At 71.3% G+C, this 26,206-nt stretch carries 25 protein-coding genes and 1 tRNA gene; 9 read left to right on the top strand and 17 right to left on the bottom strand.

The window, feature by feature from the left end; all coding sequences use genetic code 11:
* Nucleotides 1-70: 70 nt before the first annotated feature.
* The 4 genes from ACWFRU_RS26270 (at nt 71) to ACWFRU_RS26255 (ending at nt 4,641) form a co-directional block, all read left to right on the top strand.
* Entirely contained in the window at nt 71-742 is a 672-nt protein-coding gene (locus tag ACWFRU_RS26270; RefSeq protein WP_453690623.1) for a FadR/GntR family transcriptional regulator, read from the top strand.
* A gap of 140 nt (nt 743-882) precedes the next feature.
* A complete protein-coding gene (locus ACWFRU_RS26265) occupies nt 883-1,941 on the top strand; it encodes a PAC2 family protein (protein WP_453690622.1) in 1,059 nt (352 codons plus the stop codon).
* Between the two features lie 254 nt (nt 1,942-2,195).
* Nucleotides 2,196-4,013 (top strand): S8 family peptidase, encoded by a 1,818-nt coding sequence (locus tag ACWFRU_RS26260; protein ID WP_453690621.1) that lies wholly within the window; start codon nt 2,196-2,198, stop codon nt 4,011-4,013.
* A 34-nt stretch (nt 4,014-4,047) separates the two neighbouring features.
* Nucleotides 4,048-4,641 (top strand): hypothetical protein, encoded by a 594-nt coding sequence (locus tag ACWFRU_RS26255; protein ID WP_453690620.1) that lies wholly within the window; start codon nt 4,048-4,050, stop codon nt 4,639-4,641.
* 98 nt (nt 4,642-4,739) lie between these two features.
* Here ACWFRU_RS26255 and mshC read toward each other — a convergent pair whose 3' ends face one another.
* The 4 genes from mshC to ACWFRU_RS26235 all read right to left on the bottom strand — a co-directional run bounded on the left by mshC (nt 4,740) and on the right by ACWFRU_RS26235 (nt 8,313).
* Nucleotides 4,740-5,969, bottom strand: coding sequence for a cysteine--1-D-myo-inosityl 2-amino-2-deoxy-alpha-D-glucopyranoside ligase (mshC, locus tag ACWFRU_RS26250; protein ID WP_453690619.1), 1,230 nt, complete (start codon nt 5,967-5,969; stop codon nt 4,740-4,742).
* Between the two features lie 185 nt (nt 5,970-6,154).
* On the bottom strand, nt 6,155-6,991 hold the full coding sequence (locus ACWFRU_RS26245) for an SCO1664 family protein (RefSeq protein WP_453690618.1): 837 nt from the start codon (nt 6,989-6,991) through the stop codon (nt 6,155-6,157).
* A complete protein-coding gene (locus ACWFRU_RS26240; RefSeq protein ID WP_363210848.1) occupies nt 6,955-7,545 on the bottom strand; it encodes a DUF3090 domain-containing protein in 591 nt (196 codons plus the stop codon). The genes ACWFRU_RS26245 and ACWFRU_RS26240 overlap by 37 nt, the downstream gene beginning before the upstream one ends.
* An 81-nt stretch (nt 7,546-7,626) precedes the next feature.
* Complete coding sequence (locus ACWFRU_RS26235) at nt 7,627-8,313, bottom strand: histidine phosphatase family protein (RefSeq protein ID WP_453690617.1); 687 nt, start codon at nt 8,311-8,313, stop codon at nt 7,627-7,629.
* A gap of 53 nt (nt 8,314-8,366) precedes the next feature.
* Between ACWFRU_RS26235 and corA the strand changes: the two genes are divergently transcribed.
* Entirely contained in the window at nt 8,367-9,374 is a 1,008-nt protein-coding gene (gene corA / locus ACWFRU_RS26230) for a magnesium/cobalt transporter CorA (RefSeq protein WP_453690616.1), read from the top strand.
* A gap of 27 nt (nt 9,375-9,401) precedes the next feature.
* Here the strand turns inward: corA and ACWFRU_RS26225 are convergent, their stop codons facing one another.
* The gene (locus ACWFRU_RS26225) at nt 9,402-10,190 is read right to left on the bottom strand and encodes a ferritin-like domain-containing protein (protein WP_453690734.1); all 789 of its coding nucleotides are present in this window, start codon (nt 10,188-10,190) and stop codon (nt 9,402-9,404) included.
* A 223-nt stretch (nt 10,191-10,413) separates the two neighbouring features.
* Nucleotides 10,414-11,463 (bottom strand): LLM class F420-dependent oxidoreductase, encoded by a 1,050-nt coding sequence (locus tag ACWFRU_RS26220; RefSeq protein WP_453690615.1) that lies wholly within the window; start codon nt 11,461-11,463, stop codon nt 10,414-10,416.
* Between the two features lie 187 nt (nt 11,464-11,650).
* Here ACWFRU_RS26220 and ACWFRU_RS26215 point away from each other — a divergent pair, with 187 nt between their 5' ends.
* On the top strand, nt 11,651-12,631 hold the full coding sequence (locus ACWFRU_RS26215; protein WP_453690614.1) for an aldo/keto reductase: 981 nt from the start codon (nt 11,651-11,653) through the stop codon (nt 12,629-12,631).
* Nucleotides 12,628-14,856 carry a helix-hairpin-helix domain-containing protein gene (locus ACWFRU_RS26210; RefSeq protein WP_453690613.1) on the top strand — a complete coding sequence of 743 codons (2,229 nt, stop codon included), beginning with the start codon at nt 12,628-12,630 and terminating at the stop codon, nt 14,854-14,856. Before ACWFRU_RS26215 ends, ACWFRU_RS26210 begins: the two co-directional genes overlap by 4 nt.
* Nucleotides 14,857-14,926: 70 nt before the next feature.
* On the opposite strand, the gene ACWFRU_RS26205 is transcribed toward ACWFRU_RS26210, so the two are convergent.
* A complete protein-coding gene (locus tag ACWFRU_RS26205) occupies nt 14,927-15,676 on the bottom strand; it encodes a hypothetical protein (RefSeq protein WP_453690612.1) in 750 nt (249 codons plus the stop codon).
* Between the two features lie 47 nt (nt 15,677-15,723).
* Here ACWFRU_RS26205 and ACWFRU_RS26200 point away from each other — a divergent pair, with 47 nt between their 5' ends.
* On the top strand, nt 15,724-15,912 hold the full coding sequence (locus tag ACWFRU_RS26200; protein WP_363210842.1) for a DUF5703 family protein: 189 nt from the start codon (nt 15,724-15,726) through the stop codon (nt 15,910-15,912).
* An 87-nt stretch (nt 15,913-15,999) separates the two neighbouring features.
* Here ACWFRU_RS26200 and ACWFRU_RS26195 read toward each other — a convergent pair whose 3' ends face one another.
* The 3 genes from ACWFRU_RS26195 to ACWFRU_RS26185 all read right to left on the bottom strand — a co-directional run bounded on the left by ACWFRU_RS26195 (nt 16,000) and on the right by ACWFRU_RS26185 (nt 18,673).
* Nucleotides 16,000-16,797 carry a chaplin family protein gene (locus tag ACWFRU_RS26195; RefSeq protein ID WP_453690611.1) on the bottom strand — a complete coding sequence of 266 codons (798 nt, stop codon included), beginning with the start codon at nt 16,795-16,797 and terminating at the stop codon, nt 16,000-16,002.
* A 140-nt stretch (nt 16,798-16,937) separates the two neighbouring features.
* Nucleotides 16,938-17,171, bottom strand: coding sequence for a chaplin ChpH (chpH, locus tag ACWFRU_RS26190; protein ID WP_363210840.1), 234 nt, complete (start codon nt 17,169-17,171; stop codon nt 16,938-16,940).
* 149 nt (nt 17,172-17,320) lie between these two features.
* Nucleotides 17,321-18,673 (bottom strand): M20/M25/M40 family metallo-hydrolase, encoded by a 1,353-nt coding sequence (locus tag ACWFRU_RS26185; RefSeq protein ID WP_363210839.1) that lies wholly within the window; start codon nt 18,671-18,673, stop codon nt 17,321-17,323.
* Nucleotides 18,674-18,854: 181 nt separating this feature from the next.
* Between ACWFRU_RS26185 and ACWFRU_RS26180 the strand changes: the two genes are divergently transcribed.
* A tRNA-Leu gene (locus ACWFRU_RS26180) sits at nt 18,855-18,942 on the top strand.
* Between the two features lie 60 nt (nt 18,943-19,002).
* Here the strand turns inward: ACWFRU_RS26180 and ACWFRU_RS26175 are convergent.
* From ACWFRU_RS26175 to ACWFRU_RS26145, 7 genes are all read right to left on the bottom strand, one after another.
* Nucleotides 19,003-19,890 carry a M23 family metallopeptidase gene (locus tag ACWFRU_RS26175; protein ID WP_453690610.1) on the bottom strand — a complete coding sequence of 296 codons (888 nt, stop codon included), beginning with the start codon at nt 19,888-19,890 and terminating at the stop codon, nt 19,003-19,005.
* 82 nt (nt 19,891-19,972) lie between these two features.
* Complete coding sequence (locus ACWFRU_RS26170; RefSeq protein ID WP_453690609.1) at nt 19,973-21,706, bottom strand: ABC transporter ATP-binding protein; 1,734 nt, start codon at nt 21,704-21,706, stop codon at nt 19,973-19,975.
* A complete protein-coding gene (locus tag ACWFRU_RS26165; RefSeq protein ID WP_453690608.1) occupies nt 21,703-21,882 on the bottom strand; it encodes a hypothetical protein in 180 nt (59 codons plus the stop codon). Before ACWFRU_RS26165 ends, ACWFRU_RS26170 begins: the two co-directional genes overlap by 4 nt.
* Before the next feature lie 38 nt (nt 21,883-21,920).
* Nucleotides 21,921-22,676, bottom strand: coding sequence for a class I SAM-dependent DNA methyltransferase (locus ACWFRU_RS26160; RefSeq protein WP_453690607.1), 756 nt, complete (start codon nt 22,674-22,676; stop codon nt 21,921-21,923).
* A gap of 65 nt (nt 22,677-22,741) precedes the next feature.
* The gene (locus ACWFRU_RS26155) at nt 22,742-23,563 is read right to left on the bottom strand and encodes a nuclear transport factor 2 family protein (protein ID WP_453690606.1); all 822 of its coding nucleotides are present in this window, start codon (nt 23,561-23,563) and stop codon (nt 22,742-22,744) included.
* 50 nt (nt 23,564-23,613) lie between these two features.
* A complete protein-coding gene (locus tag ACWFRU_RS26150) occupies nt 23,614-24,195 on the bottom strand; it encodes a hypothetical protein (protein WP_451213847.1) in 582 nt (193 codons plus the stop codon).
* Entirely contained in the window at nt 24,192-26,060 is a 1,869-nt protein-coding gene (locus tag ACWFRU_RS26145) for an alpha/beta fold hydrolase (protein ID WP_453690605.1), read from the bottom strand. Before ACWFRU_RS26145 ends, ACWFRU_RS26150 begins: the two co-directional genes overlap by 4 nt.
* Nucleotides 26,061-26,206: the final 146 nt, after the last annotated feature.

Raw genomic sequence — 26,206 nt, 5'->3', positions numbered from 1 at the left:
CGGCGGCGCGGGGACACGCCATACTCGTCCGACACATCGGATGTCTTCTGTCTTGCGAGGCGAGGTCCCCATGGCTGTCACCGACGAAGCCATCGAAAAGATCAAGGGCATGATCGTCTCCGGCGCGCTGCGCCCCGGCGACCGGTTGCCCAAGGAGAGTGAACTCGCCGCCGACCTGGGCCTTTCACGCAACTCACTGCGCGAGGCGGTGCGCGCCCTCTCGTTGATCCGCATCCTCGACGTACGCCAGGGCGACGGCACGTACGTCACGAGCCTGGACCCGCAGCTCCTCCTCGAAGCCCTCAGCTTCGTCGTCGACTTCCACCGCGACGACACGGTCCTGGAGTTCCTCGCGGTGCGCCGCATCCTGGAACCGGCCGCCACCGCGATGGCCACCGCCCACATCACCGAGGCCGAACTGGACGCGCTGAGCGCGCAGTTGGACGCGCTCGGCCCGGCCCCCTCGGTGGAGGAGCTGGTCGCCTGCGACCTGGAGTTCCACCGCGGCATCGTGCAGACGTCCGGCAACTCGGTGCTCTGCTCGCTCCTGGACGGCCTCTCCGGACCCACCACCCGGGCCCGCGTCTGGCGCGGCCTCACCCAGGAGGACGCCGTCAGCCGGACCCTGCACGAGCACCGCGCGATCCTCGCCGCGCTGCGCGCCCGCGACGCCGAGGCGGCCAGGTCATGGGCGACGGTGCACATCGCGAGCGTGGAGCAGTGGCTGCGCTCGACGCTGTGAAGCAAGGGTTGCGAGGGAGTGCGCGGGCCTCCCGCGGGGCAATGATCCATCCATCGCGGCCCGCGCAAGGGGGCTGCGGAGGGCCCCGCCGGACGCCGTAAGGTTGGGGCGTACGTAAAGGACGTCGGAAGGAGGCCTGGGTGATCGAGCTCGAGGGGGTACCCGAGCTGGTCGACCCGGTCATGGTGGCCGCGTTCGAGGGCTGGAACGACGCCGGCGACGCCGCCTCCACCGCGGTCGCGCATCTCGACAAGGAGTGGAAGGGCGAGGTCTTCGCGGCGCTTGACGCCGAGGACTACTACGACTTCCAGGTCAACCGCCCCACGGTCTTCCTGGAGGGCGGCGTCCGCAAGATCACCTGGCCGACGACCCGGCTCTCGGTGGTCCGCGTGGGCGGCGACAAGCCGCGCGACCTCGTGCTGGTGCGCGGGATCGAGCCGTCGATGCGCTGGCGGTCGTTTTGCAACGAGATCCTGGGGTTCGCCCATGAGCTGGGCGTCGAGCTGGTGGTCATCATGGGCGCGCTGCTCGGTGACACCCCGCACACCCGCCCCGTCCCGGTGAGCGGCGTCACGTCCGACCCGGACCTGGCCCGCACCATGGACCTGGAGGAGACGAAGTACGAGGGTCCGACGGGCATCGTCGGCATCCTCCAGGAGGCGTGCACGCACGCGGGTGTCCCGGCGGTCAGCCTGTGGGCCGCCGTCCCGCACTACGTCTCGCAGCCGCCGAACCCGAAGGCGACGCTGGCCCTCCTGAACCGCCTGGAAGACCTCATCGGCCTGCGCATCCCGCTGGGCGACCTGGCCGAGGACGCGCGGGCCTGGCAGGTGGGCGTGGACCAGCTCGCGGCCGAGGACAGCGAGGTCGCCGAGTACGTCCAGTCGCTCGAAGAGGCACGGGACACGGCCGAGCTGCCCGAGGCGACCGGCGAGGCCATCGCCCGCGAGTTCGAGCGCTATCTGCGGCGACGCGACGGCGGCGGTCCGCCGCAGCCCGGCGGCCACGCCACGGAGGGCGGCGACACGGCCCCGTATCTGCGCGACAGCTCCGGCGGCGACCGTACGCGGCCGCCAAAGCCGCAGACGCGTCCGGACACGGAACCGGGGCCCGGAGCGACGGCGGGACCGGACGGAGAGGGCAGCGGGAGCAGCGGGAGCAGCGACGAATCCGGACCCGCTGATTCCTCCGAGGACTGACACCGGAACAGAGCGAGTCATCTGGGGCGGCACCCGTGAGGGTGCCGCCCCTCGCGTTCGGCGTCTGGCCGGATTGGGGCGTGACATCGCCTTCCGGACGAATTGCACGGACTTCCCCGATCCCCTTGATTTCAAACCCAGTTGGGGCAAAGGGGGTGGACGACCGCGCCCGGCGGTAGCAAGGTGTGCCCCGGAATGCGCGGCCCACAGCGCGCAGCACGGCACCCCGCAGGACCGAAGGGAGCGGTGAAGCGATGACCGACCAGGTAGAGCCGGCAGGGGGCCCGGGAGCCAGCGGCCCCGGACCCGACGGGGCGGGATTCACCTACCGCGCGTCCGAGCAGGAGCTGATCGTCGTCGCACGGCCGGAGGCCCGGCTGCGGGCCGGGGCCGAGGGCGTCCGCTCGGCGGCGGGCTCCGACGTGTCGGCCCTGAACATGTTCCTCGGCGACGAACAGCTCGCCCTTGAACCGCTGTTCGGCAACGAGGAGCGGCTGCGCGCCGCGGCCGGGCAGTTCGACGCACCGGGCGGCGGTGACAGCGGCGACGTCCCCGACCTGGCGCTCTTCTACCGCGTACGCGGCGGCGAGAGCCGGGCCCAGGAACTGCGCTCGCGGCTCGCCGCGCTGCCGGGGATCGACACGGCGTACGTGAAGCCGGGTGCCGTACCGGCGTCGCTCGGCTCGACCGACAAGCCGCAGACCCAGGCCCAGACCCAGCCCCAGCACCGCCCGGAAGAGCACGGCGCGCCCGACGTCGGCGAGTCCGCGCGCCGCAAGGAAGGCGCCCCCGTCACCCCCGACTTCACCGGCCGCCAGGGCTATCTGCGCCCGGCGCCCGAAGGCGTCGACGCGCACTGGGCATGGCAGCGGCTCGGCGGTTCGGGCGAGGGCATCACGGTGATCGACATCGAGGGCGCCTGGCAGCTGAGCCACGAGGACCTCACGGGCAAGCTCGCCGGCGTGGTCATCGGGACGCCCATTCAGGACGTGGCCTGGCGCAACCACGGCACCGCGGTGATCGGCGTGATCGGCGGCGACCGCAACCACGTCGGCATCACGGGCATCGCGCCCGAGGCGATGACCGCCACGGCCTCCTTCCAGCCCCTGGGCACCGCGGCGACGATCCACGCGGCGGCACAGCGGCTGGGCCCCGGCGACATCGTGCTGATCGAACTGCACCGCCCGGGGCCGCGGTTCGACTTCGAACCGCGCGACGACCAGCGGGGCTACATCGCCCTGGAGTGGTGGCCCGACGACTACGCGGCGATCCGGTACGCCACCGCGAAGGGCGTCATCGTCGTGGGCGCGGCGGGCAACGGCGCCGAGTCCCTGGACGACGCGGTGTACGAGCGCAGGCCCGACGAGTTCCCCGAGTGGTGGCGCAACCCCTTCAACCCCTCCAACCGGCCCTCGCGCGCCGTCCTGGTCGGCGCGGGCGCACCGCCGCCCGGCACCCACGGCCGCGATCACGGACCCGACCGCTCGCGTCTGGGGTTCTCCAACTACGGGGCCCGCGTGGACGCCCAGGGCTGGGGCCGCGAGACGACCACGACCGGCGGCTCCTGGAACCAGCCGGGCGATCTGCAGGGCGGCCCCGACGAGATCGCCTGGTACACGGACACGTTCTCCGGCACCTCGTCCGCGTCCCCGGTCGTCGTCGGCGCCCTGGCCTGTCTGCAGGGCATGCTGAAGGCCGCGGGCCAGCAGCTGATGACCCCGGACCGGGCGCGTGCGGTGCTCCGCTCGACGGGCTCGCCGCAGCAGGACGCGCCGGGCCGCCCGGCCTCGCAGCGGATCGGCAACCGCCCGGACATCAAGTCGGCGGTCACGAACCTGCTGCCGTCGGCGGTGGGCTCGGGCCGGGCCGAGCGCTACTGGGACGAACTGATCCCGTATCCCCCCGAACTCCCGCCGCGCCTGCGCCTGTTCGTCGCAGGAGAGTGGCGCAACCTGAACGACCCGTCCCCCGACATCCGCCAGGCGGTGCGCGCCGCCTTCGCCGGAGGACACCCCGACGTACGCGTCTGGTTCTCGGACGACGAGGTCGTCGGCCTGGTCGTCACGGGCTGAAGCACCACAACCATTGAGGGAAGGTGGCACACGCATGAGCACCACCCCGCAAATGAGTCCCATGCAGCAGCAAGGCCAGCAGCAACAGGGCCAGCAGGGCCCGAGCACCGCGCCGCCCCAGCAGTTCGGCCAGCAGTTCGGCCAGCAACAGCCACAGCAGCAGCCGTTCGGCCAGCAGTCCTACGGGCAGCGCCAGTTCGGCCAGCAGGGCATGCGCGGCATGCAGGGAATGCAGGGCCCCCAGGGGACGCAGGGCATGCAGGGTGCGCAGCAGCAGGCCCCGCCGCACCTTCAGCAACAGCTCCAGCAGCTCGGCCAGCAGCAGCCCTACCAGCAACTGCTCCAGCAGCTCGGCCAGGAGGAGATCCCGCAGGCGCAGGCGCCCGAGATCTCCACCCAGGCGGTCGCGTCGAACGTCGCGACGTCGTTCTGGGACGTCGTCCAGCCCCTCCCCGGCCAGGCGTCGGCCCTCTACCTGTGGGTCGACGACGCGTGGCGGGTGTACATCAACCCCAACCCGCAGACCCGCGACGAGGTGCAGGAGGCGTTCGCGTTCGGGCAGCGGGTGTACGGCTACTACGACACCACCAACCCGGCGTATCTGGTGGCCATCGTGGTCACGAAGTGACGGTCAGCGCCGTCGCGTGACGGACCGCGGCGCCGGGCGGAGTCCTTCCCGCCCGGCGCCGCTCTTCGCTCCGGATGACCTCAGCGGTCGGCGACCGACTACAGGGCCACGCCGAGCAGCGCGTCGACCGCGCGGGACACGACGCCGGGGGCGCCCTCGTCCGTGCCGCCCTCCGCCTCCTGGCGGGCGGCCCACGCGTCGACCGCGGCGAGCGCGGCCGGAGCGTCCAGGTCGTCGGCCAGGGCTTCGCGCATCTCCTCTACGAGGGCGTCGGCGGAGGGTCCGTCGGGGCGCGAGACGGCGGCACGCCACCGGCCGAGGCGCTCCACGGCCTCGGTCAGGACCGCGTCGGTCCACTCCCAGTCGGCGCGGTAGTGGTGCGCCAGGAGTGCGAGGCGGATGGCGGCCGGGTCGGTCCCGTCCCGCCGCAGCTTCGACACGAAGACCAGGTTGCCCTTGGACTTGGACATCTTCGCGCCGTCCAGGGCGACCATGCCGGCGTGCACGTACGCCTTGGCGAAGGGGTACTCACCGGTGAGCGCCTGGGCGTGCGAGGCACCCATCTCGTGGTGCGGGAAGGCGAGGTCGGAGCCGCCGCCCTGCACGTCGAAGCCCATGCCCAGGTGGTCGAGGGCGATGGCCACGCACTCGATGTGCCAGCCGGGGCGGCCCCGGCCGAGCGAGGCGCCGTCCCAGCTCGGCTCGCCCTCACGGGCCGCCATCCAGAGCATCGGGTCGAGCGGGTCCTTCTTGCCCGGGCGGTCCGGGTCGCCGCCGCGCTCGGCGGAGAGCAGCTTCATCGCGGCGGCGTCGAGACCCGACACCTCGCCGAAGTGCGGGTCGGACTCGACCGAGAAGTAGACGTCGCCCTCCAGCTCGTAGGCGGCGCCCATGTCCCGGAGCCGTTCGACGAGCGGCACGATGCCGGGTATCGCCTCGACGGCTCCGATGTAGTGCTGCGGAGGGAGCAGCCGCAGGGCGGTCATGTCCTCACGGAACAGGGCGGTCTCACCCTCGGCGAGCTCGACCCAGTCCTTGCCGTCGCGGGTGGCGCGTTCCAGGAGCGGGTCGTCCACGTCGGTCACGTTTTGGACGTAATGAACCTGCCGCTTGGTGTCGAGCCACACGCGCTGCACGAGGTCGAACGCGTTGTAGGTCGCCGCGTGACCCATGTGGGTGGCGTCGTACGGAGTGATGCCGCAGACGTAGATACGGGCGACGGGACCGGGGTCAAGGGTGACAAGACCGCCGGTCGCGGTGTCGTGGATCCGGAGGTCGCGGCCCTTGCCAGGAAGGGCGGGGACCTCAGAAGCGGGCCAGGCATGCATTCCATGAGCCTAACCGGACGGAGCGTCCGCATACGAGTGGGGGGCCTGGCGGGGACGCCTTGAGCGGTGCGATCAAGCCGCCGCTGCGCGGCGGATCTTTCCCGCCCACCCACCCGATCACCCGGCAGCCTCCCGGCTGTGGGCAGGCGTTCCGCAGGCGGAACGCCGAAGCTGCGGGGTCCCTGTTAAACCGGCGGCCACGGAATGGCGGGCCACTCCCCGCCGGGCACGGGATGCTTCCCGGACGCCAGCAGGGCGTCCACCCTCGCGCGGAGCGCGTCCACCTCAGCCCCGGTGATCAGCTTCCCCAGCCGCAGGGCCAGCGGCTCCCCGCCGCCAAGCCCGTCCCGCAGCGACTCCAGAACCCCCACCGCCTCGGCGGAAAGCGGCTCCCCCGCCCACCCCCACAACAGCGTCCGCAGCTTGTCGTCGGCGTTGAACGTGACCCCGTGGTCGATGCCGTACAACCGCCCGCCGGAACCCGGCAGCAGATGCCCGCCCTTGCGGTCCGCGTTGTTGATCACCGCGTCGAGGACCGCGAGCCGCCGCAGCCGCTCGTCGTCCGCGTGCACGAGGAGCGCCGTCCGCCCCTCCCCCACGTCGACGAAGCCGATCGCCTTCCACCCCGCGCCGGGTTCGTCGCCCTCGACCAGGGCGAGCAGCTCGGCATCGGGCGAGCCCTCGATCCACAGCTGGCACATGCCCTCGCCGTGCGGCCCGTCCCGCAGGACGGTCGGCGGGACCAGGCCCCACCCCGTCGCCTCGGAGACCTCGTACGCGGCCACCTCCCGCTGCGCGAGCGTCCCGTCGGGGAAATCCCACAGGGGACGCTCCCCGGCGACCGGCTTGTAGACGCAGGCGGCTTCCCGGCCCTCGTACGAGACGGAGCAGTAGAGCACCGCGTTCGAGGCCTCGCGGATGCGCCCCCGCACGGTCAGCTCGCCCCGGGCGAGCAACTCCATGGTGTCGGTGCCGGAGGCCACGCTCACGCGCCCCGCCGGTATCCGTTCTGGCGCGGGCATACGTGTCCTTCCGGGTCGAGCGGGAGGCTGCACAGCGGGCACGGCGGCCGCCCCGCGTTCACGACGTCGAGGGCGCGCTTGGCGAACGCGCGCGCCTGCGCCCCGGTGAGCCGCACGCGCAGCATCGGCGGCCCGTTCTCCTCGTCCTGCAGAAGCCTTTCCTCGGCTTCCGCGAGATCCTCGTCGGACTCGGCGTCCAGCTCGACCAGGGCCTGCGCCTCGACGATCATCCGCTCCTCGTCGCCGTCCCAGGCCAGCGCCATCGTGCCGACCCGGAACTCCTCCTCGACGGGTGAGTCGAGGGGCGCGCTGTCACTGACCTCCGAGGGGGCCACCGCGGGCACGGGGGTGTTGCCGCCACTGCGGCGCACCACCTCGTCCAGCAGCTCTTCCATGCGTTCGGCCAGGGCGGCCACCTGCGTCTTCTCCAGGGCGACACTGGTCACCCGGACTCCCGCGGAGGCCTGGAGGAAGAAGGTACGCCGGCCGGGGAGTCCGACCGTTCCGGCCACGAAGCGTTCCGGCGGGTCGTAGAGGAACACCTGACGCGACACGTCCTGTCTCCATTGGGATCGACTGCGGTTGATCATTGGCGCTCGTTCGGCGCGACGACTGCACCCTACTGCGGGTGACGATCACGGTGCTCCCGCATCGCCTCCCACCGCCGCGTCGCTGCCCGACGGCTCCGCGCGGGGCGCGAGCGACCCGAAGTCACCGGTGTCCCCCAGGCGTACGAGGAAGGGGCGCAGGCGCGTGAAGCGGATGGCGGTGACGGAGCAGGGCTCCACGGAGATGCGCTGGAAGAGGTCCAGGTGGAGGCCGATGGCGTCCGCGACCAGGGACTTGATGATGTCGCCGTGCGAGCACATCAGATAGACGGCGTCGGGGCCGTGATCGCGCTCCACGCGCGCGTTCCACTCGCGTACGGCCTCGGCGGCCCGCGTCTGCATGGCGCGCATGGACTCGCCGCCCGGGAAGGCGGCGGCCGACGGATGCTGCTGTACGACCTCCATCAGCGGCTCGTCGGACAGCTCGGCCAGCTTGCGGCCCGACCAGTCGCCGTAGTGGCACTCCCCGATGCGGTCGTCGGTGTGCGCCCGCAGGTCCGGCCGGGCGGCGAGCAGCGGCGCGACGGTCTCCTGGCAGCGCTGCAGCGGACTCGCGACGACTTCGGCGAGCGGCAGGTCCGCGAGGCGCCCGGGGAGCGCGGCGGCCTGTGCGGCGCCGCGCTCGTCCAGGGCCACGCCGGGGGTCCACCCGGCGAGCAGGCCCGCGGTGTTGGCGGTGGATCGTCCGTGCCGGACGAGGATCAGCGTGGGCATGCGGGCCAGCCTAAGCCGACGCGGGGGTGCGGCTCGGGCAGAGGTTCGGAAGAATGCCCTCCGTGATCGTGGACTGCGCGATGTACCAGGACGGGCGCCGCACCGAGTGCGAGGCGGACTTCTCGGTGGCCCTGGGCGAGGCACGTGCCGCGGGGGACGCCTTCGTCTGGGTGGGCCTGCACGAACCGACCGAGGACGAGTTCGACGAGGTCAGCAGGGAGTTCGGGCTGCATCCGCTGGCGGTGGAGGACGCCTTGAAGGCGCATCAGCGGCCCAAGCTGGAGGTGTTCGACGACTCTCTCTTCGTGGTCCTGAAGCCGGTCGTGTACGAGCCGGACAGCGACGCCGTGTCGTCGGGCGAGGTCATGGTCTTCATCGGCGAGGGCTTCGTGGTGACGGTCCGGCACGGCGAGGGCTCGCCCCTCGGTGCCGTACGCCATCGCATGGAAGCCGAGCCGGAGATGCTCAGGCACGGCCCCACATCGGTCCTGTACGCGGTCGCCGACGCCACGGTCGACCACTACCTGGAGGTCGCGGGCGAGCTGCAGACCGACCTGGAGGAGCTGGAGGCGGAGGTCTTCTCGCCCGACAGCGGGGGTAGCCGCAACACGGCGTCCCGGATCTACCGTTTCAAGCGGCAGATCGTCGAGTTCCGCCGGGCCACGGGGCCGTTGGCGATGCCCATGATGCGTCTGTCCGGGTCGGGGCCCTTCGCGCCCGACGTGCCGTTCGTGAAGGAGACGGCCCAGCCGTTCTTCCGGGACGTCAGCGACCATCTGACGCGCGTTAACGACTGGGTGGACAGCCTCGACCGCCTGGTGTCCGACATCCTCTCCGCGCACCTGGCGCAGATGAGCGTGCGGCAGAACGACGACATGCGGAAGATCTCGGCGTGGGCGGCCATGGCCGCGGTGCCGACGATGATCGCCGGGATCTACGGCATGAACTTCGACCACATGCCCGAGCTGCGCTGGCTGTGGTCCTATCCGGCGGTGATCCTGCTGATGGCCGGGATCGAGTTCTTCCTCTACCGGCTGTTCAAGCACCGCGGCTGGCTCTAGGGTCCTTCGCGCCATGGGGCGTTCGGGTCACGCGAATCCGGCGGCCGAGGTGGCGGGCCCGCCCAGGGCGTCGCGCCGTTCGGGCATCTTCAGGGACACCATCCGCCGCCAGCCGCCGAGCCGTTCGACCGCGTAGAGGGCGTTGACGCCCGCGGCGAGCGCCGCCGCCTTGGGCTTCGGCCAGCCCAGGATGCGTCCCATGTGGCCCATCACGGCGATGCTCACGTCGCGGTACACGCGCGTCTCGGCGCGGGCGCACTCCTGCAGGGTGTCCAGGATCGTCCGCCCGTGACCGGCAGCCGCCAGGCCCAGCAGCTCCTCGTGGCAGTACGCCAGGTGGTTGTCCTCGTCGTGGCAGATCATCCGGATGGCCTTGCCGACCTCGGGGTGGTCGCCGAAGTACTTGACGAGCATGTCCATCTGGTCGGCGGCCCGCTGTTCGGTGACGCGGCTGTGCGCGAGGTAGACGACGACGTCCCGCTCGGTCAGCGGCTCCTCACGGCGCAGCTTCTCGTGCGCGAGACCGATGCCCCGCTGCTCCAGGAGCATGGTGTAGTCGGTCTCGGGCGGGACGGGGACGGGCTCGAGGCCGCGCTTCTTCAGCAGGGCGTTGAAGATCCGCCCGTGCTTCTCCTCGTCGGCGCCGTGCCGGGTGACCTTGGCGGTGAGAGCCCGCGCGCTCTCGGGAAGCAGCGCCGCGATGCGCCCGTTCTCCCAGCCGCCCTGCGACTCCCCGCTGGCGGCGATGGAACAGAAGAGCTGGAACGACTCGTCGTTGTCGAGGATCTCCTCGAAGACACTCCTGGCCGACAGCATCAGTGGCACCTCCATGCCCTCCGCGCGGACCTCCGCAAAGAACAAGTCAAAGGCGATGGCGCGGGTGTGGCAACAGGTGTCACGGACAGCTCCGCCAAACGAAGGACGGTTGCCCACGGACGGGGCCGTAACCGACGGGCTCCATGACGCGTTGTGCCCCGTGACGGCCGTGGCGGGGAAGACCCCCGAGCCCCCACCACGGCCGCAGAACTTTCCCCCTCGGTTACGCCAGGCCGGCGCGCTCCAGCGCCTGCGTACCCGCGCGCAGGGCCGCGATCCGCTCGTCCAGCGTGAAGCCGGCCGGCGCCAGTGTCAGCGTGGTGACCCCGGCGGCCGCGTAGGCCTGCATCCGGTCGGCGATGCGGTCCACGGAGCCGAGCAGCGTGGTCGAGTCGATCAGCTGGTGCGGCACAGCTGCCGCCGCGCCCTCCTTGTCGCCGGACAGGTACTTGTCCTGGATCTCGGCGGCTTCCTTCTCGTAACCCATGCGCTGGGCGAGCTGGTTGTAGAAGTTCTGCTTGCGGCTGCCCATGCCGCCCACGTAGAGCGCGGTGTACGGGCGGAACATGTCCGCGAGGCCGTTGACGTCGTCGCCCACGGCGAGCGGCACCGTCGGGACGACGTCGAAGCCGTCCATCGTCTTGCCCGCCTTCTCGCGCCCCGCCCGCAGGTGCCGGATCGCGGTCTCCTCCAGGTGCTCGGCGGCGGGGAAGATCAGCAGGGCGCCGTCGGCGATCTCGCCGGTCTGCTCCAGGTTCTTGGGGCCGATCGCGGCGACGTACAGCGGGATGTGCTCGCGCTGCGGGTGCACGGTCAGCTTGAGGGGCTTGCCCGGTCCTCCCGGCAGCGGGAGCGTCCAGTGCTCGCCCTCGTGGCTGAGGCGTTCGCGCGTCATCGCCTTGCGGACGATCTCGACGTACTCGCGGGTGCGGGCCAGCGGCTTGTCGAACTTGACGCCGTACCAGCCCTCGGAGACCTGCGGTCCGGAGACGCCGAGGCCCAGGCGGAAGCGGCCACCGGAGAGCGAGTCGAGCGTCGCCGCCGTCATGGCGGTCATCGCGGGCTGCCGGGCCGGGATCTGGAAGATCGCGGAGCCGATGTCGATGCGTTCGGTCTGCGCGGCCACAAAGGACAGCACCGTCGCGGCGTCCGAGCCGTAGGCCTCGGCGGCCCAGCAGACCGCGTAGCCGAGCTTGTCGGCCTCCTTGGCGACGGCGAGGTTGTCCGCGTCCATCCCCGCGCCCCAGTAGCCGAGGTTGATCCCGAGCTGCATGGCCGAATCCCCTTACTGAGCAGTAACGTACCTGTGCCGGGGACTGTAGCGCGCGGGCGCGGGGCCCGTCAGGGTCGGGCGCGGGGGTGTGCCCGGGGGACGGCCGGGGGTTCGCGGGTTTTCCACAGGCGCGGGTTTGTCCACAGCCCCTCACGCCGCTGGAGCACGGCCAGTAATCTCAGCGCCCATGGAGCAGAGGCATCTCGGCCGTACCGGCCTTCGCGTGTCCCGGATCGGACTCGGCACCCTCACCTGGGGCCATACCCAGGAGAGCGACGCCGCCGATCTGCTGAAGGTGTTCTGGGAAGCCGGTGGCAGCCTCGTCGACACGGCGGATGTGTACGGCGACGGGGAGGCCGAGTACCTGCTCGGCCGACTCATAGAACGGCTCGTGCCGCGGCGCGATCTGGTCATCGCGACCAAGGCGGGCAGCGTGCCGGACCCCGACCGCCGCTTCGACGGCTCCCGGGGCCACCTCCTCTCCGCGCTCGACGCCTCCCTGGCCCGCCTGGGCACGGACTACGTGGACCTGTGGCAGCTGCACGCCTTCGACCCCTGCACGCCCCTGGACGAGACGCTCCAGGCCCTGGACATCGCCGTCAGCAGCGGCCGGGCGCGCTATGCGGGCATCTCGAACTTCTCGGGCTGGCAGCTCGCCAAGGCGGCGACGTGGCAGCTCGCGGCCCCGGGCACACGGACCCGTCTCGCCGGCGCGCAGATGGAGTACTCCCTGCTGCAGCGCGGCGTCGAGCGGGAGCTGCTGCCCGCCGCGATGGACCTCGGCGTGGGCCTGCTGCCCTCGTCGCCGCTCGGCCGCGGCGTGCTCACCGGGAAGTACCGCCACTCCACCCCGGCCGACTCGCGCGGCGCCTCCGAGCACCTCGCGCCGTTCGTCGCGCCCTATCTGGACGAGGACGCGGGCCGCATCGTCGACGCGCTCGCCACGGCCGCGGACGGCCTCGCGGCGACGCCCCTGCAGGTCGCCCTCGCGTGGGTGCGCGACCGCCCCGGAGTGACCGCGCCGATCGTCGGCGCGCGCAACGCGCAGCAGCTCACGGCCGCATTGTCAGTGGAGACCCTTAGTCTTCCTGACGAGATCTGCCGGGCTCTCGACGACGTGTCGGCGCCCGTGCACCGCTACCCCGATCACGACTGGAGCACGCTGTGAGTACGGAGCCGGAGACCGCTGCCGCGGAGGAAGCGGAGGCCGCTGCCCCCGAGGAGACCGGGGTCGAGGCACCGGAGGAGGACGCGGCACAGGCTTCGGAGGCCACCGCCGACACAGCCGCCGCGGAGGGCGAAGCCGCCGCGGAGAGCAAGGAACTCTCCGAGACCGAGGCGGAGATCGCCGCCCAGCGGGAGCTCCAGGAGCGGATCGCCGAGCGGAAGGCCGCCAAGCAGGGGCCGGTCGACGCCGGGGCCAAGCTCAGCGGCAAGGCCGCCGATCTGCTGGCCGCCGTACGCGCGGTGGAGAGCGGCGAGAAGCCGGTCGCCAGCGCCTTCAGCGAGCCCGCGCCCGCGCCCCGCAGGACCGCGCCGGAGCCCGTGCGGCGGCCCCAGCCCGTCGTTTCGGCCCCCTCGGGTCCCGGCGACGAGGCCGTGGAAGCGGTCCGTGCCGTCCTCGCCGACGGAGGGGCGCCCGCCGCCCTCGCGGCACGGACGGCGGCGGTGCTCGGCGAGGGCGCCGATGAACAACTGCGCGCCGATCCCTGGCAGTTGCTGCGGGTCAGCGGCGTGCGCACGGAGCAGGCCGACGGGTTCGCGCGTGCGCTGCTCGGCGCGGAGTGCGGGCCCGACGACGAGCGCAGGGGACGCGCGATCACCGCCTGGCTCCTGGAGCAGGCGGCCGTCGCGGGTCACACGGCCCTGGACGCGGCGGCGCTCACCACGGCGCTGGGCCGGCGTGCCGTGCCCGACCCGGACGCGGCGGTGCAGAGCGCCATCGCGGAGGGCGACATCCTGGTCTTCCAGGACGCGATCGAGACACCGGGGGCGCCGGCCCCGGCGCGGGAGGAAGCCGACGGCGAGGGCGAGGAGGCGGAGCAGCCGGTCCGCGTCCTGGTCGGCCTCGAGCAGTACGCCCTCGCGGAGGAGAGCCTCGCCGACGGGCTCGCCCGGGTGATCAACTCTTTGTCCAAGGAAGAGGGTTCGGGTCCGCTGGCCGCCGACTGGGAGTCCGCGGCGGGCGAGGCGTCGGGTTCCACCGCCGAGCTGATCCGCGCGGTGGCCGGTCACGGACTCGTCCTGCACACCGGCGGCGAGGCGGCACGCGCCGAGCCCGCCGCGGTGCTGAAGGTGGCCGCGGGCCTCGGCCTGCGCGCCTGGGCGGCCACGCACAGCTCCGCGGGCCGGCGCCGCGTCGCCGGGCTCGCGGGCACGGACGAGGCGGGCCAGGACGAGGCGGGCCCGCGGGAGAGCGGCACCGCGACCGTGGCCGGGCTCCTGTCGGGAGCGGAGGGTCCGGGACGGGACAGGGACGGCGCGCTCGCCCTCGACCTCCTGGTGGTCCTCGACGCGCCGCAGCTGGACGTGGAGTGTGCCGCGATGCTGGTGGAGTCCCTGCCGGACGGTGCCCGCCTGCTGCTGAGCGGCGACCCGGGGGTGCTCTGGTCGGCGGGTCCGGGCCGCGTCTTCGCGGACCTCCTCGCGGCGCGCTGCTGCCCGCAGGTCGTCTCACGCGTCCCGGACCCGGGCCCCATCGGGGAGCTGGTGTCCGGCATCGGCATCGGCGAGCTGAACCAGGTCGAGGCGCCGGGCAAGGAAGTCGTGATCGTCCCCGTGCGCGACGCGGGCGAGGCGGTCCACCGCACGGTGCAGCTCGTGGCGGACTCGGTGCCGCGGGCGATCGGGGTGCCCCCGGAGGACACCCAGGTGATCACTCCCGGGCACGGCGGCGCCGCCGGCACGCGGGCGTTGAACACCGCGCTCAAGGAGCGGCTGAACCCCGGCCCCGGCCAGTTCGGCGGGTTCGACCCCGGCGACCGCGTGGCCCACGTCCCGGCGCCCGGCCGCACGACCCTTGGCCGGGTCCTGCGGGCCGACGCGGAGGGGCTGCACCTGGAGTGTGACGGCGCGCCCGTCGTCGTGGCGAAGGAGCAGGTGGAGCAGACGGTGCGGCACGCCTGGGCCCTCACCGCGCACCAGGCCGTGGGCCTGAGCTGGCCCGCGGCGGTCGTGGTGCTGCCCGGCGACGCGACCGCGGCCCTGAGCAGGCCCTGGGTCTACACCGCCTTCAGCCGCGGTGAGCGTCACCTGTCGGTCGTCCAGGGCGCCGAGCAGGCACTGCCGCGCGCGGTGGCGGAGATCCCCGCCAAGGCCCGCACGACGCGCCTCCAGACCCTCCTGCGCCCCCAGGTGCCCGCCACGCCGCCCGCAGCACCCGCCGCGCCCTGAGACGAGGGCCCTGCCCTCGCCTGCGGGTGCCGGTGGCCGCCAGGACCAGCGGCACCCGCAGGCGCGAGGGTCAGCGATCCGCGTCCAGGGGTCTTCTGTCGTCGTCGATGTCGAGCACGTCCACCTCGTCGACCTCATCGACCCCGTCGAGCTCCTCGAGCACCGCCACGGCGTCGACCTCGGGCCCGTCGTCGTCCGGCTCGTCGTCGAAGACCGCGCTGACGTCGAACCGGCACAGGACCCGGTGCGGGTCCGCCTGGTCGAAGGGGGTGTCGAGCCACTCCCCCGGCTCGGGGGGTTCGTCCGCCGCGGTGACCCAGAGCGTGGAATCGCCCTCCTCCAGGCCGAACTCCTTGTGCCGGGAGGCGATTTCGTCCGGTTCGAACTCACCGAAGAGAATGCCGAGCGCGGCGTGCACACTGCTGCCGGCCGCGGCGGCCGCGGAGCTCTCGCCCGAGGTGCCCTCGTCGAGGTCCGCGATCCGCTGGGCCTGCGCGAGGAGCCGCTGCGGCTCCGCCACGGCGTAGTCCCTGCGGATCAGCACGCTGAGCGCGTTCGCCTCCTCAGGGCCCTGGTACGGCGGCAGCACTCCGCTGTCCGAACCGGGGATCTCGAAGGGGGTGACCTCGTCATGGCGGTCGTAGAGAAGCTCGTCGTACTCCTCGGCCGCGGCGGCCAGCTCGTTGAACGCTTCGTAGACGGCCGGGTCGTCATCGCCCGACCTGCGTTCGACCGCGGCAAGGTGACGGTCAAGCGCGGTCTTGACCGCCTCGGCGGCGGCGCGTACCTCGGCAGCGGTGGGCTGCGCAGCATCAGACATAGTGCAGACGCTATCCGTACCGGGCCTGTACTTGCACAATAGATGCGATGCCGGAATACGAATTTGTCGACGTGTATGTGCCGCGCGGGGTCACCCGCAAGGAAGCGACGCGCCTGCTGACGGACCACGCGGAGTACGGGCACTGGGAGTTGGACCGCCTGAGCCTGCGTACGGACGGCAGCCGCAGGGTGCGGCTGAAGCGGCGGATCATCCGCCAGCTGCGGGCCACCTGGTGAGGTGAGCGAACGCGCGGAGAGGGTGCCCCGACCAGGCGGGACACCCTCCGTCGCGCGCACCGGATCAGGGGGCGAAGCGCACCCTGATCAGGCGTTCGTCCGCGTCCTGCGGTACAGCACCGTGCCCGCGAGCAGCATGCCCGCACCGACCGGGAGGACGACGCCGATCGGCAGCTCGCTGCCCGTCTGAGCGAGCGACTCCGAGCCCTTGGGCTGCGCGATGGTCTGCGCCCCCGGCTGGTTCGGCATCGCCCGGTCGTCCACCGGCTTCTCGCCCGGCCCACCCGGGCCCCCCGGCTCTTCCTGCCCGCCGCCCGGATTCTCCGGAGTTCCCGGCGACCCCGGCGTCCCCGGCTCCCCCGGCGTCTCCGGCTTCTCCGGGCCGCCCGGCGGCTGCTCGGGCTTCGTGGGCGGCTTCTCGCCGCCCGGCGGGGTGCCCTCGCCCGAGTCGTTGGCGCAGTCGTTGCCGCCGGTCGCGTTGCCGAGGCCGACGATGGTGACGCTGTTGCCGCAGACGTTCACCGGCACGTCGACCGGCAGCTGGACGTCGTTGCCCGAGGCCACGCCGGGCGAGTCACTGGCGTGCCCGTCCGCCGACGAGCCGCCGCCCGAGGGCTTGTCGTGGCCGCTGCCACCCTCGTCGGAGGTGTTGACGCAGTTGTTGCCCGCCGCGGGGTTGAGCACCCCGACGACGTTGACACTGTTGCCGCAGACGTTCAGCGGCACGTGGACCGGGAGCTGGACCGAGTTGCCGGACGCGACGCCCGGAGAATCCGATGCTCCCCCGCGGGCGCCCGAGTCGGCTTGCGCGTATCCACCGCTGATGGCGAGCACGCCCGTCGCGGCCGCCACCGTGATCAGGCCTTTACGAGTGACCTGTCGCATAGGTTTTCCCTGCCTTATGACCTTCAGGAATGCGTGCGCGCCTCGGGGCGCGCACACCGAATGCCGGAAGGCCCCGGAGTGCATGGCTCGCACTCCGGGGCCGACAGACTCAGACCCTCATGGGGTGAGGCACAACAACGTCAGACGTTGGCGCAGGTGTTGCCGAAGGCGGGGTTCAGGAGCCCGATCACGGAGACCGTGTTGCCACAGACGTTCACCGGAACGTGGATGGGCGCCTGGACGACGTTGCCCGAGAGCACACCGGGAGAACCCACGGCGGCACCCTGGGCGCCGGCGTCGGCAGCAGCGATACCCGCACCAGCGAGCACGAGACCACCAGTGGCAGCCGCAGCAGCGACGATCTTCTTCAGCATTATTCCTCCTTGTTGGCAATGCGATCCCAGCCGCGGACCGCACCACCTGTAACGAGCAGGAGGTAATGGGGCTACGAGCCTATGGTTGCTTTCACTCTTTTCAGTCAAGTACGCACGCGCTGACGATTATTGGAGAAACTCGCCGGCGCTCAGGACGCGTCGATGAACCGGTCGAGCACGCGCACCCCGAACTTCAGGCCGTCCACCGGCACCCGCTCGTCCACGCCGTGGAACATGCCCGCGAAGTCCAGCTCCGGGGGCAGCTTCAGCGGCGCGAAGCCGAAGCCGCGGATGCCGAGGTCGTCGAAGGACTTGGCGTCGGTGCCCGCCGAGAGCATGTACGGCACGGCGCGGGCGATCGGGTCCTCGGCCTGGAGCGCCGTCTGCATGGCGTCGACGAGCGCGCCGTCGAAGGTGGTCTCCAGGGCCTTGTCCGCGTGCACGTCCGTGCGCTTGACGTTCGGGCCGAGGAGCCGGTCCAGGTCGGCGAGGAACTCCTCCTCGTAACCCGGCAGGAAGCGGCCGTCGACGTGCGCCGTCGCCTGGCCCGGGATGACGTTGACCTTGTAACCCGCGCCCAGCTGGGTCGGGTTGGCGGTGTTCTGCAGGGAGGCGCCGATGAGCTTGGCGATGCCGCCGAGCTTGGCGAGCGTCTCGTCCATGTTCTCGGGGTCGAGCTCGGTGCCGAGCGCGTCGCCGAGCTCGTCCAGGAAGTGCCGCAGCGTCTTGGTCACCCGCACCGGGAACTTGTGGCGCCCCAACCGGCCCACGGCCTCGGAGAGTTCCGTGATGGCGTTGTCCTTGTGGATCATCGAACCGTGGCCCGCGGTGCCGTCCACGGTCAGCTTCATCCAGTGCATGCCCTTCTGGGCAGTCTCGATGAGGTAGAGCCGCAGGTCCTCGTTCACCTGGAAGGAGAAGCCGCCGACCTCGCTGATGGCCTCCGTGACGCCCTCGAAGAGCTCCGGGTGGTTGTCGACGAGATAGCGCGCGCCGTACGTGCCGCCGGCCTCCTCGTCGGCCATGAAGGACAGCACGATGTCGCGCGGGGGCTTGCGGCCGGTGCGCATGCGTTCCCGGACGACCGCGAGGGTCATCGCGTCCATGTCCTTCATGTCGACCGCGCCGCGGCCCCACACACAGCCGTCCGCGATCTCCCCGGAGAAGGGGTGGTGCCGCCAGTCCTGTGCGTTGGCCGGTACGACGTCGGTGTGGCCGTGGATGAGCAGCGCGGGCCGGGAGCGGTCCTCGCCCTCGATGCGGGCCACCGTGGAGGCGCGGCCGGGGTGCGACTCGAAGATCTGCGGCTCCAGACCCACCTCGGCGAGCTTCTCCGCGACGTACTCGGCGGCCTTGCGCTCGCCCGGACCCGAGTGGTCGCCGTAGTTGCTCGTGTCGATGCGGATGAGATCGCGGCAGAGGTCGACGACCTCGTCCTCACCGGTGACGGTCCGCGACCGGTCCGCGTCGCCCGCCCTGTCGGCCCTGCTCGGCTCGCTCACGATGGTTCCTCCCGCTATCGCTGCTGGTGGTCCCCCTCATCCTCCCGCGTTCCCCCTCCGACACCCAAGACCGGGCACCCGTCGTCACGCCCCGTTCACGCACCTGACCTGTGTGATCGGAGGCCCCCGAATGTTTGCTATGGTTTTCCACGTCGCCGCGGGAAACCGCGAGAGACCACCGGTCCGGGTGGCGGAATGGCAGACGCGCTAGCTTGAGGTGCTAGTGCCCTTTATCGGGCGTGGGGGTTCAAGTCCCCCCTCGGACACCAGAGATTGACCACGGAAGCGCTGGTCGGGAGCGATCCCGACCAGCGCTTTCGCGTTGCCGGTCACCGGCGGCGGGAATCCGGGTCCTCGGCCGAATCCGTCCCGGCCGTCACGGGGAGCGGTCCGGCGGGGACACAGTGCGTGCTGTCCTCGGGTACGCCGGTGTGCTCCACGCCCTCGTCGTCGCGGTAGTGCCAGGCGAACGGGACACCGCGTGCCGTCATCACGTCGGGGCCGTCCATGAGCTGGAAGTGCAGGTGGGGCTCGGAGGAGTTGCCGGAGTTGCCGCATTCGGCGATTTCCTGGCCCGCCGCCACCCGGTCTCCCACGGCCACGCGCAGCGAGCCGCGCCGTAGGTGCGCGAAGGCCGCGTACACGCCGTCGCCGATGTCCAGGATGATGTGGTTTCCCATGAGGTGGCTCGGCCAGCCGAGGCTGCGGATGAAGCCCTCCAGGTAGAGGTAGAGGAAGGCCGGCAGCGACATGCGCGACAGGTGGTCGCGCTGACGTCGCCCCGTCGCGACGACGACTCCGTCGGCCGGGGCGAGCACGGGCATGCCGTAGGTGGGGTAGAGGCGGGGGCGCCGGGCGAGCGGCCAGAGCCAGCGGAAGGGCGGAGCCTGCGGCGTGACGCCGTCGCCGCTCGCTTCGGGGACGTGCATCAGGTCGATGGCGTAGGTCTGCGCATGGCTGTGGGTGTGGCTGGGAACCTTCGTGGCCGGGCCGTTGAGCGCCGTCCAGCGCCCGGCGACGGGCATGCGCAGGAGCAACGGCTCGCGGTCCAGGGGCGGACGCTGGGTGCGGATCAGTGTCACGCGCATGGTCTGACCGACGATCAGCAGCGCCACGCCGGTGAACCAGAGCGGGCCGAGCCCTTGGGCGTTCACCACGATGCACAAGGCACCGGCGGCGAACACCAGGCCATAGCGCTTCCACAGCATCACGAGCATGTGCACCTCTTCGCAGGTGTGTCGGTTCGGGCGGCGCCCGCATCCTGTCACGGTGAAGTGACGGGACGGTGGGGACGGCTTTCTACGAGGCTCCGACGGGGGCCAACTGCTGGCCGGCCAGGCGCCGGTAGGTGGCGTCCTCCGCCATCAGCCGCAGGTGGCTGCCGCGGGCCCTCAGTCGGCCTTGTTCGATGACCAGGATCTCGTCGGCGCCTGCCGTGGTCGAGATGCGGTGGGCGATCGTGAGCACCTGGCAGGTGGCTCCGATGGTGGTGAGGGCGGAGCGCAACGCCCCCTCGGAATCCGAGTCCAGGTTCGACGTGGCCTCGTCGAGGAGCAGGACCGCGGGGCGGGTCAGCAGCGCCCGGGCGATGGCCAGGCGCTGGCGCTGGCCGCCCGACAGCCCTGCGCCGCCCTCCCCCAGGCGGGTGTCGAGGCCGTCCGGCAGGGCGGCGACGACGTCGGTGAGGTGGGCCGCCTCCACGGCCTGCGCGATCTCCTGCGGTGTGGCGTCGGGCCGGGCGTAGACGAGGTTCTCGCGGACCGTGCCCCGCATGAGCGGGGAGTCCTGCTCGACCAGGCCGATACGGGAGCGGAGTTCACGCAGCGGCAGGAGGGAGACGTCGTCGCCCGAGACCCGGACCGTTCCCTTGTCGGGGTCATAGAAGCGTTCGATCAGCTGGAACAGGGTGGACTTGCCCGCGCCCGACGGTCCGACGATCGCGGTGACGCCGGTGGCGGGGAGCGTGAACGAGACGTCGTCGAGGGCTCGGGGCGCGGTGTCGGAGTAGCTGAAGGTGACGCTCTGGAACTCGACGGCGGCGGTGGCGTCGGCCTGGTCCCGGTTCCGCGCCGCCACGGGGTCTGCCGGGGCCCCGACGGTCTCCTGGTCGATGGTGGCTAGGTCGTCGACGCGGTCGATGGCGGCCCGGCCCTGCTGGAACTCCCCCAACGACATGAAGAGCGTGACCAGCGGCGAGACGAGATAGAACAGGTACATGATGAAGGAGGTGAGGTCCGCGGCCGGGAGGGCTCCCGTGGTGGTGCGGGCCATGCCCCAGGTGATCACCACCGCGAGCGAGACCTGCGTGCCCACGTTCATCGCGGGCATCAGCATCGCCGACAGCCGGGTCACCCTGATTCCGCTGCCGCGTGCGGCGTCGGCGAGCGCGTCGATCCGCTCGGCCTCGCGCTGCTCGGCGCCGGAGGCCTTGACCGTGGTGAGCGCGCCGAGGACCCGTAGGAGCCCGGACCCGTAGTCGCTGGTGTCCTCGCGGTTCTGGACCGCCGCCTTGCGGACGGCCCTGGCCAGGAACAGCGCGAGAGTGGACGCGGCGCCGAGGCAGCCGGCCGTGACCAGGAGCAGCCGCCAGTCGATCCAGGCCATGACGGCGACGCAGCCGACCGTGGTGAATCCGGCCGTGATCATCTGGGCGACGGACGAGGACAGGGCGATCCGGGCGAGCGAGGTGTCGGAGACGGTACGGGTGAACACATCACCGTGTTCGAGCTTGTTGAAGGCCCGTATCCGGGAGTGGAGCAGTCGTCCGGTGAGGGTGGAGCGCATGTCGAGGACTATGTTCTCGCCCGCCCTGCCGATCAGGTAGAAGTGCGTGGCGGCGAGCGCGGCGTCGGCGACGAACAGTCCGGCGATGGACAGGATCGGCCAGGTCGTGGACTTGTCCAGGGAGACGGCTTCGATCAGGTCACCGATGAGGAGCGGCTGCACGAGGGTCGCGGCGGTGCCGCCGAGGCCGAGGAGGATGCCTACGGCGAGGAGTACCCGGTGGCGCCGGACGATCGCGGAGAAGTTCACGACGCGTCCCGGCCGCAGGAGATGGCCATGATCACGGCGATGCTCGCGGCGAAGACGATGCCGAGGGCCATCGCCCGGCCGGTGAGCCGTCCGTTCTCCCGGAACAGCGCGGACATGCCCGGCGCGGCGAAGGCGAACGTGACCGCGAACCACACCGCACGGCTTGTTGTCATCATGGTTCCTCCCTTGTGCCGCTCGCTGCACCGGCGGTGGCTCAGGCGCTCTTCGTGTACGTGGTCAAGAACATCGGGTACTGCTCGGTGTAAGGGGAGAGGTTCCAGTCGGCGTGGCGGCCCTCGGGGGTGAGGCCGGCCGCCGTGGCGTATTCGTCGACCTCGTCGGGGGTCGTGAGGCGCGCCACTTCGCTGCCGACACGGGTGCTGCCGTCGGACTCGTACCAGATGTGGGAGCACTGCCAGAGTTCGGCCGTGAGCGTGGAGTGGGTCTGCAGGCCCGTTCCCGGCTCCGGGTAGGGCGTGAAGAGGGTGGTGCGCAGTTGACCCTCGTGGAGTGCCTCCACCGCGGGCCGGTTGCCGGTCTCCACCACCAACCGGCCGCCAAGGCACAGCAGTTCGGCGGCCCGGCGCACCGTCTCCTGCTGGTCCTCGGGGCTGAGCAGCATCGACAGCGTTCCGCACACCACGTACACCAGGCCGTAGGTACGGGTGTCGGTGTACGTACGGATGTCCGCGTGCACGGGGACGACGTGTTCGCTCCCCGGGGCGTCGGCGAGTTGGGCCAGCATCTCCGGGGACGAGTCGACCCCCGTGACCTGTCCGGTTTTCTGGGAGAGCGGTATCGCGACGCGTCCGGTGCCGACCCCGAACTCGATGGTCCCGGCTTCGGGGTCGGGGTGGAGCCGGGCCAGGGCGTCCGCGGTGGCCTGCGCGTCGGCGCCCTTGGGGAAGATCCGGTCGTACCACTTCGCGAACTGCGCGCCGTAGCCGATGTCTGCAACTGTGCTGGTCATGACGGGACTTCACTTCCCATGGGCGGTGTCCGGGGGCTGGGGCGCGACTCGAAGTGGGGCGCGGCTCAGGTGGGCCAGTAGCCGCTCCTGGTCTGCATGACGGAGCGCAGGAGGCGGACGCGGCCGTCGTCGGCGAACTCGCCGAAGGTGAAGACCTCCATCTCGCCCGCCTTGCGCCCGCCTTGCGAGGGCACCATGGAGTAGCGCGCGGCGAAGCGGTTGCCCTGGGTGAGCGCCGTGTGGACGTCCAGGGTGTAGTCGGGTCCCTTGTCGCGGGCTACGGCGAGGGACTGCAGGGCCGCGGGGCGCTGCATCGACGTGCCGTTGATGTACTGGACGGAGTCCGGGGTGTGGAACCGGTCGTAGGCCTCTTCGAGGGGCACGGCCGGGTCGTTGGCCAGTTCCGCGAAGGTCGTGAGGTAGGCCGCGGGGTCCGTCGGCGTACCGCTCGGCTCGCCGGCGGATGCCGCGTCGCTGTCCCAGGTCGCGGTGTCGGAGCCGCCCCATCCGTAGGTCGACCGCGCGGTGGTGACGGTGGACGCGACGCGTCCGTCGTCCGCGAGGTCGGCGAAGATCACCGCTTCGGTGTTGTGCCGTACCTGCATCACCAGGGGCTTGCTGATGGTGTAGCGGGCGGCGGCACGGTTGCCGTCCACCACCGCCTCGTGGATCCACAGCTCGTACGGCGTCTGGTCCGCCCGCCACTGCGCGAGGTTCTTCAGGGCGCCGTCGCGGTCGCGCTGCTTCCGGTTGACCACGTGCACGGCGTCCGGGACGTGATAGCGGTCCCAGACGTCTTCGAGGCTCCGCTCGGAGGCGAAGGCGTCGGCGGTGTAGGTGCGGAGGTAGCCGACGAAGTCGTCGGCGGGGATCGGAGCGGTGGTCATGGCGCGTTCTCCAACACTGGTGCTCGGTGTGGCGGTGGTTCTCGGTGTGCTCAGGCCGCGGCCAGGTGCGGACCGACCCTGCGCATCGGGGTGTACGGGGAGATGAACAGCGGCTCCGGCTCCTCGCTGGTGTCGTGCCCCGCGGCGCGTACGACCGCGAACTGGAAGCCCTTGACGTTCGCCTCGCCCTGCTGCTCGCGGATCGTCTTGCGGATGAACTCGGCAAGGACACGGTAGGAGGAGGTCTTCTGCACCTCCGTCGCCCCGGCCTTGGTGGCCTGCTGGAGGATGGCGGTGCACAGGTCGAACACCGACTTCTCCGGGCGGCGGGTGGCGAACCAGAACGCCTGGTACATCCTGCGGGGTTCGATCATGTCGATCTCGCTCCACTCCGATGTGCCGCCCGTGTGGTCGAGGGTGCGGTAGACGTAGTGGAAGTCGTGCGTCGCCGGGTTCGGGGCGAAGAACTTCCAGTTCGGGATGAACGAGAAGAGGTCCTTGGAGCGGACCCGGTCGAACGCCGGGTGCGGGTGCTGTGCGGCGACGGTCGCCACCAGCATCCCCGCGCCCACGACGCGCGCCATGGACCCGGGACCGGTGAACGTGTCCTTGAGCAGGGCTGTCGGCTTCACCTCTGTGCTCCTTGTCCCTCGACGGCGGGCTCGCCGGGCGCTTCGTCCGCACCGGGCTTCAGGAAGTCGGTCATGTGCTGCACCGTCTTGTGGGCGTACAGCGCGTTGGTCAGCAGGGAGTCGTGGTCGGCCCCGTCGACGATCTTCACCTCGCCGCCCTGGTGTACGCGGACGAGTTCGTTGTACATCAGAAGCTGCTCGGGGTCCTGGTCCACGGTCTGCTGGGCGGCGATGATCAGCGCGGGCGCGGCCACCTGCGGCAGGTCGCCGTCGAAGGACCTGAAGTCCTTCTCGACCGCGGCCCATTCACGCCGGCCGGCCTTCCAGAGGCGGGCGTCGGTGTACTGGGCGAACACCTTGTCCCGGTAGTTCGCCGGGAGCCTGTCGAGCCACGCGGGGCGGCTCATGAGGATGCCGGTGCCCAGGGAGAGGTAGCGGGCGGCGTGCGTGATGTTGTCGTTGAGGTCCTTCGCACCGTCGCTCTGGCGCTCGGAGCGCTGCAGTTCGGCGGGGTGGGACGGGTCGAGGTAGACGAGGCCCGCCACCCGGTCCGGGATACGGGCCGAGACCCGGCGGATCAGCTCTCCGCCCAGGGAGTGGCCGACCAGGACGGCCTTGCGGTGCGCGGGCACGGTGGCGCGGATCAGGTCCTCGAGGTCGTCGACCGACTCGTCCAGGACGAAGGGCGCGTTGGTGCGGCGGAGGCTGCCCGCGTATCCGGCGCGCGCGTAGGCGACGACCGCGTGGTCCGAGTCGTTCACGAACCGCTCGGTGATCCAGGCGAAGTGCTCGGACGTCGAGGTGAGTCCCGCGCAGAAGACGAGCACCGGGGCGTTGGTCTCGTCGTCCCGGCCGCCCGTCTCGTACATGAGCTCGTTGCCGTGCCGGGTGACGAACTTCCGTGACGTGGGCCAGCCTTCGAGGACCACGGCGCGGCGCTGGGCGGCGACCGCGGCGGCGACGGCGGCGCCTCCGGCGAGGAGCAGGCCCGCGGCCTTCACCGCGCGGTCGTCACGGCCCGCCACCAGCGGGTGCGTCTTGGGGGCCGTGGTGTAGGCGACCATGGGGTGCATGGCCGGGAAAGCCGTCATGAAGCGGCCGAGTCCCATGACGAATCCGTTGGCCACGTGGAAACTTCCCGCTGCCGCGATCATCGGGCGGGTCAGCTTGCCGCCGGCGAGATACACGACCGGGAAGAGGCATTCCATCGCGAGCACGCTGTGCTGCAGGTACTTCGCGGTCCGGGGATAGCGCTGGGTGAGGCGGTAGGCGCTCTCGAACCCATAGGTGCGGGTGCGCATCACTCCCGGCAGTGCCGAGCCGTCGCGCCACTTCTCGCCGATGAGCTTGACCCAGCCGGAGGCCGCGTACGAGAGGCTCGCCTGCATCGCCACGTACCACAGGAGCGCGTCCTTGGTCTGTGAGCTCTTCGAGAGGCGGGCGAGGCCGTTGGCGGTCTGCACCAGGTTCGCCACCTGGTCCGAACCGTCCGTGCCATAGCGGTGGCGTGTCTGCAGGACGGAGGTGGAAGCGGTGAGGAACAGATTTCCGGCCCCGCGCCATCTGCTGTTTCCCGGAAGAAGGAGCCCGGCGCTCACGGCGGCTCGGGCGACGTGTATCGCCACCGTCACCTTTTTGCCGCTGACGGCCTCGGTGAGTTTACGAATGGCCAGGTTCTTGGTCTCCGGGGCCTCCTTCATGATTTCCCAGTCGTTCAGCCCACCGGGGTCCAGCTGCTTGTGCTGGTGAAGATATTCGAGGGAGGAGGAGAGAGTGGTGAGCGCGGAAAGCCGCTCAGATATACCCAGGGCACGGTCCCGGGATATGGGCACCGGAGAGAAAAGCGACGAGACAAGCTTCTTCATTCGTCTCACAAGATGTTCCTCACGACTGAACCATGGGTGAGCTAATATCTGAAAGTTGTCGGGCCGCGATTTCGGCGCGGCCCGACAACACGCCGGGTGGTCGCCGACGGGGCTCCGGGCGGGGTCAGAAGCCCCCGCCGGGCGCT

The organism is Streptomyces sp. NPDC055099, assembly GCF_053607685.1.
Note: the sequence above shows the minus strand (reverse complement) of the source record. Positions and strands in the feature narration are given on the sequence as shown.

Excerpts from the sequence above, each read along its gene's own strand:
- ACWFRU_RS26245 (WP_453690618.1), bottom strand. The coding sequence starts at position 6,991 with ATGCCCGCGCCAGAACGGATACCGGCGGGGCGCGTGAGCGTGGCCTCC.
- ACWFRU_RS26270 (WP_453690623.1), top strand. The coding sequence starts at position 71 with ATGGCTGTCACCGACGAAGCCATCGAAAAGATCAAGGGCATGATCGTC.
- ACWFRU_RS26200 (WP_363210842.1), top strand. The coding sequence starts at position 15,724 with ATGCCGGAATACGAATTTGTCGACGTGTATGTGCCGCGCGGGGTCACC.
- ACWFRU_RS26145 (WP_453690605.1), bottom strand. The coding sequence starts at position 26,060 with ATGAAGAAGCTTGTCTCGTCGCTTTTCTCTCCGGTGCCCATATCCCGG.
- chpH (WP_363210840.1), bottom strand. The coding sequence starts at position 17,171 with ATGCTGAAGAAGATCGTCGCTGCTGCGGCTGCCACTGGTGGTCTCGTG.
- ACWFRU_RS26155 (WP_453690606.1), bottom strand. The coding sequence starts at position 23,563 with ATGACCACCGCTCCGATCCCCGCCGACGACTTCGTCGGCTACCTCCGC.
- ACWFRU_RS26235 (WP_453690617.1), bottom strand. The coding sequence starts at position 8,313 with ATGCCCACGCTGATCCTCGTCCGGCACGGACGATCCACCGCCAACACC.
- ACWFRU_RS26215 (WP_453690614.1), top strand. The coding sequence starts at position 11,651 with ATGGAGCAGAGGCATCTCGGCCGTACCGGCCTTCGCGTGTCCCGGATC.
- ACWFRU_RS26220 (WP_453690615.1), bottom strand. The coding sequence starts at position 11,463 with ATGCAGCTCGGGATCAACCTCGGCTACTGGGGCGCGGGGATGGACGCG.
- ACWFRU_RS26225 (WP_453690734.1), bottom strand. The coding sequence starts at position 10,190 with ATGCTGTCGGCCAGGAGTGTCTTCGAGGAGATCCTCGACAACGACGAG.
- corA (WP_453690616.1), top strand. The coding sequence starts at position 8,367 with ATGCCCTCCGTGATCGTGGACTGCGCGATGTACCAGGACGGGCGCCGC.
- ACWFRU_RS26260 (WP_453690621.1), top strand. The coding sequence starts at position 2,196 with ATGACCGACCAGGTAGAGCCGGCAGGGGGCCCGGGAGCCAGCGGCCCC.
- ACWFRU_RS26175 (WP_453690610.1), bottom strand. The coding sequence starts at position 19,890 with ATGCTCGTGATGCTGTGGAAGCGCTATGGCCTGGTGTTCGCCGCCGGT.
- mshC (WP_453690619.1), bottom strand. The coding sequence starts at position 5,969 with ATGCATGCCTGGCCCGCTTCTGAGGTCCCCGCCCTTCCTGGCAAGGGC.
- ACWFRU_RS26165 (WP_453690608.1), bottom strand. The coding sequence starts at position 21,882 with ATGATGACAACAAGCCGTGCGGTGTGGTTCGCGGTCACGTTCGCCTTC.
- ACWFRU_RS26160 (WP_453690607.1), bottom strand. The coding sequence starts at position 22,676 with ATGACCAGCACAGTTGCAGACATCGGCTACGGCGCGCAGTTCGCGAAG.
- ACWFRU_RS26205 (WP_453690612.1), bottom strand. The coding sequence starts at position 15,676 with ATGTCTGATGCTGCGCAGCCCACCGCTGCCGAGGTACGCGCCGCCGCC.
- ACWFRU_RS26195 (WP_453690611.1), bottom strand. The coding sequence starts at position 16,797 with ATGCGACAGGTCACTCGTAAAGGCCTGATCACGGTGGCGGCCGCGACG.
- ACWFRU_RS26255 (WP_453690620.1), top strand. The coding sequence starts at position 4,048 with ATGAGCACCACCCCGCAAATGAGTCCCATGCAGCAGCAAGGCCAGCAG.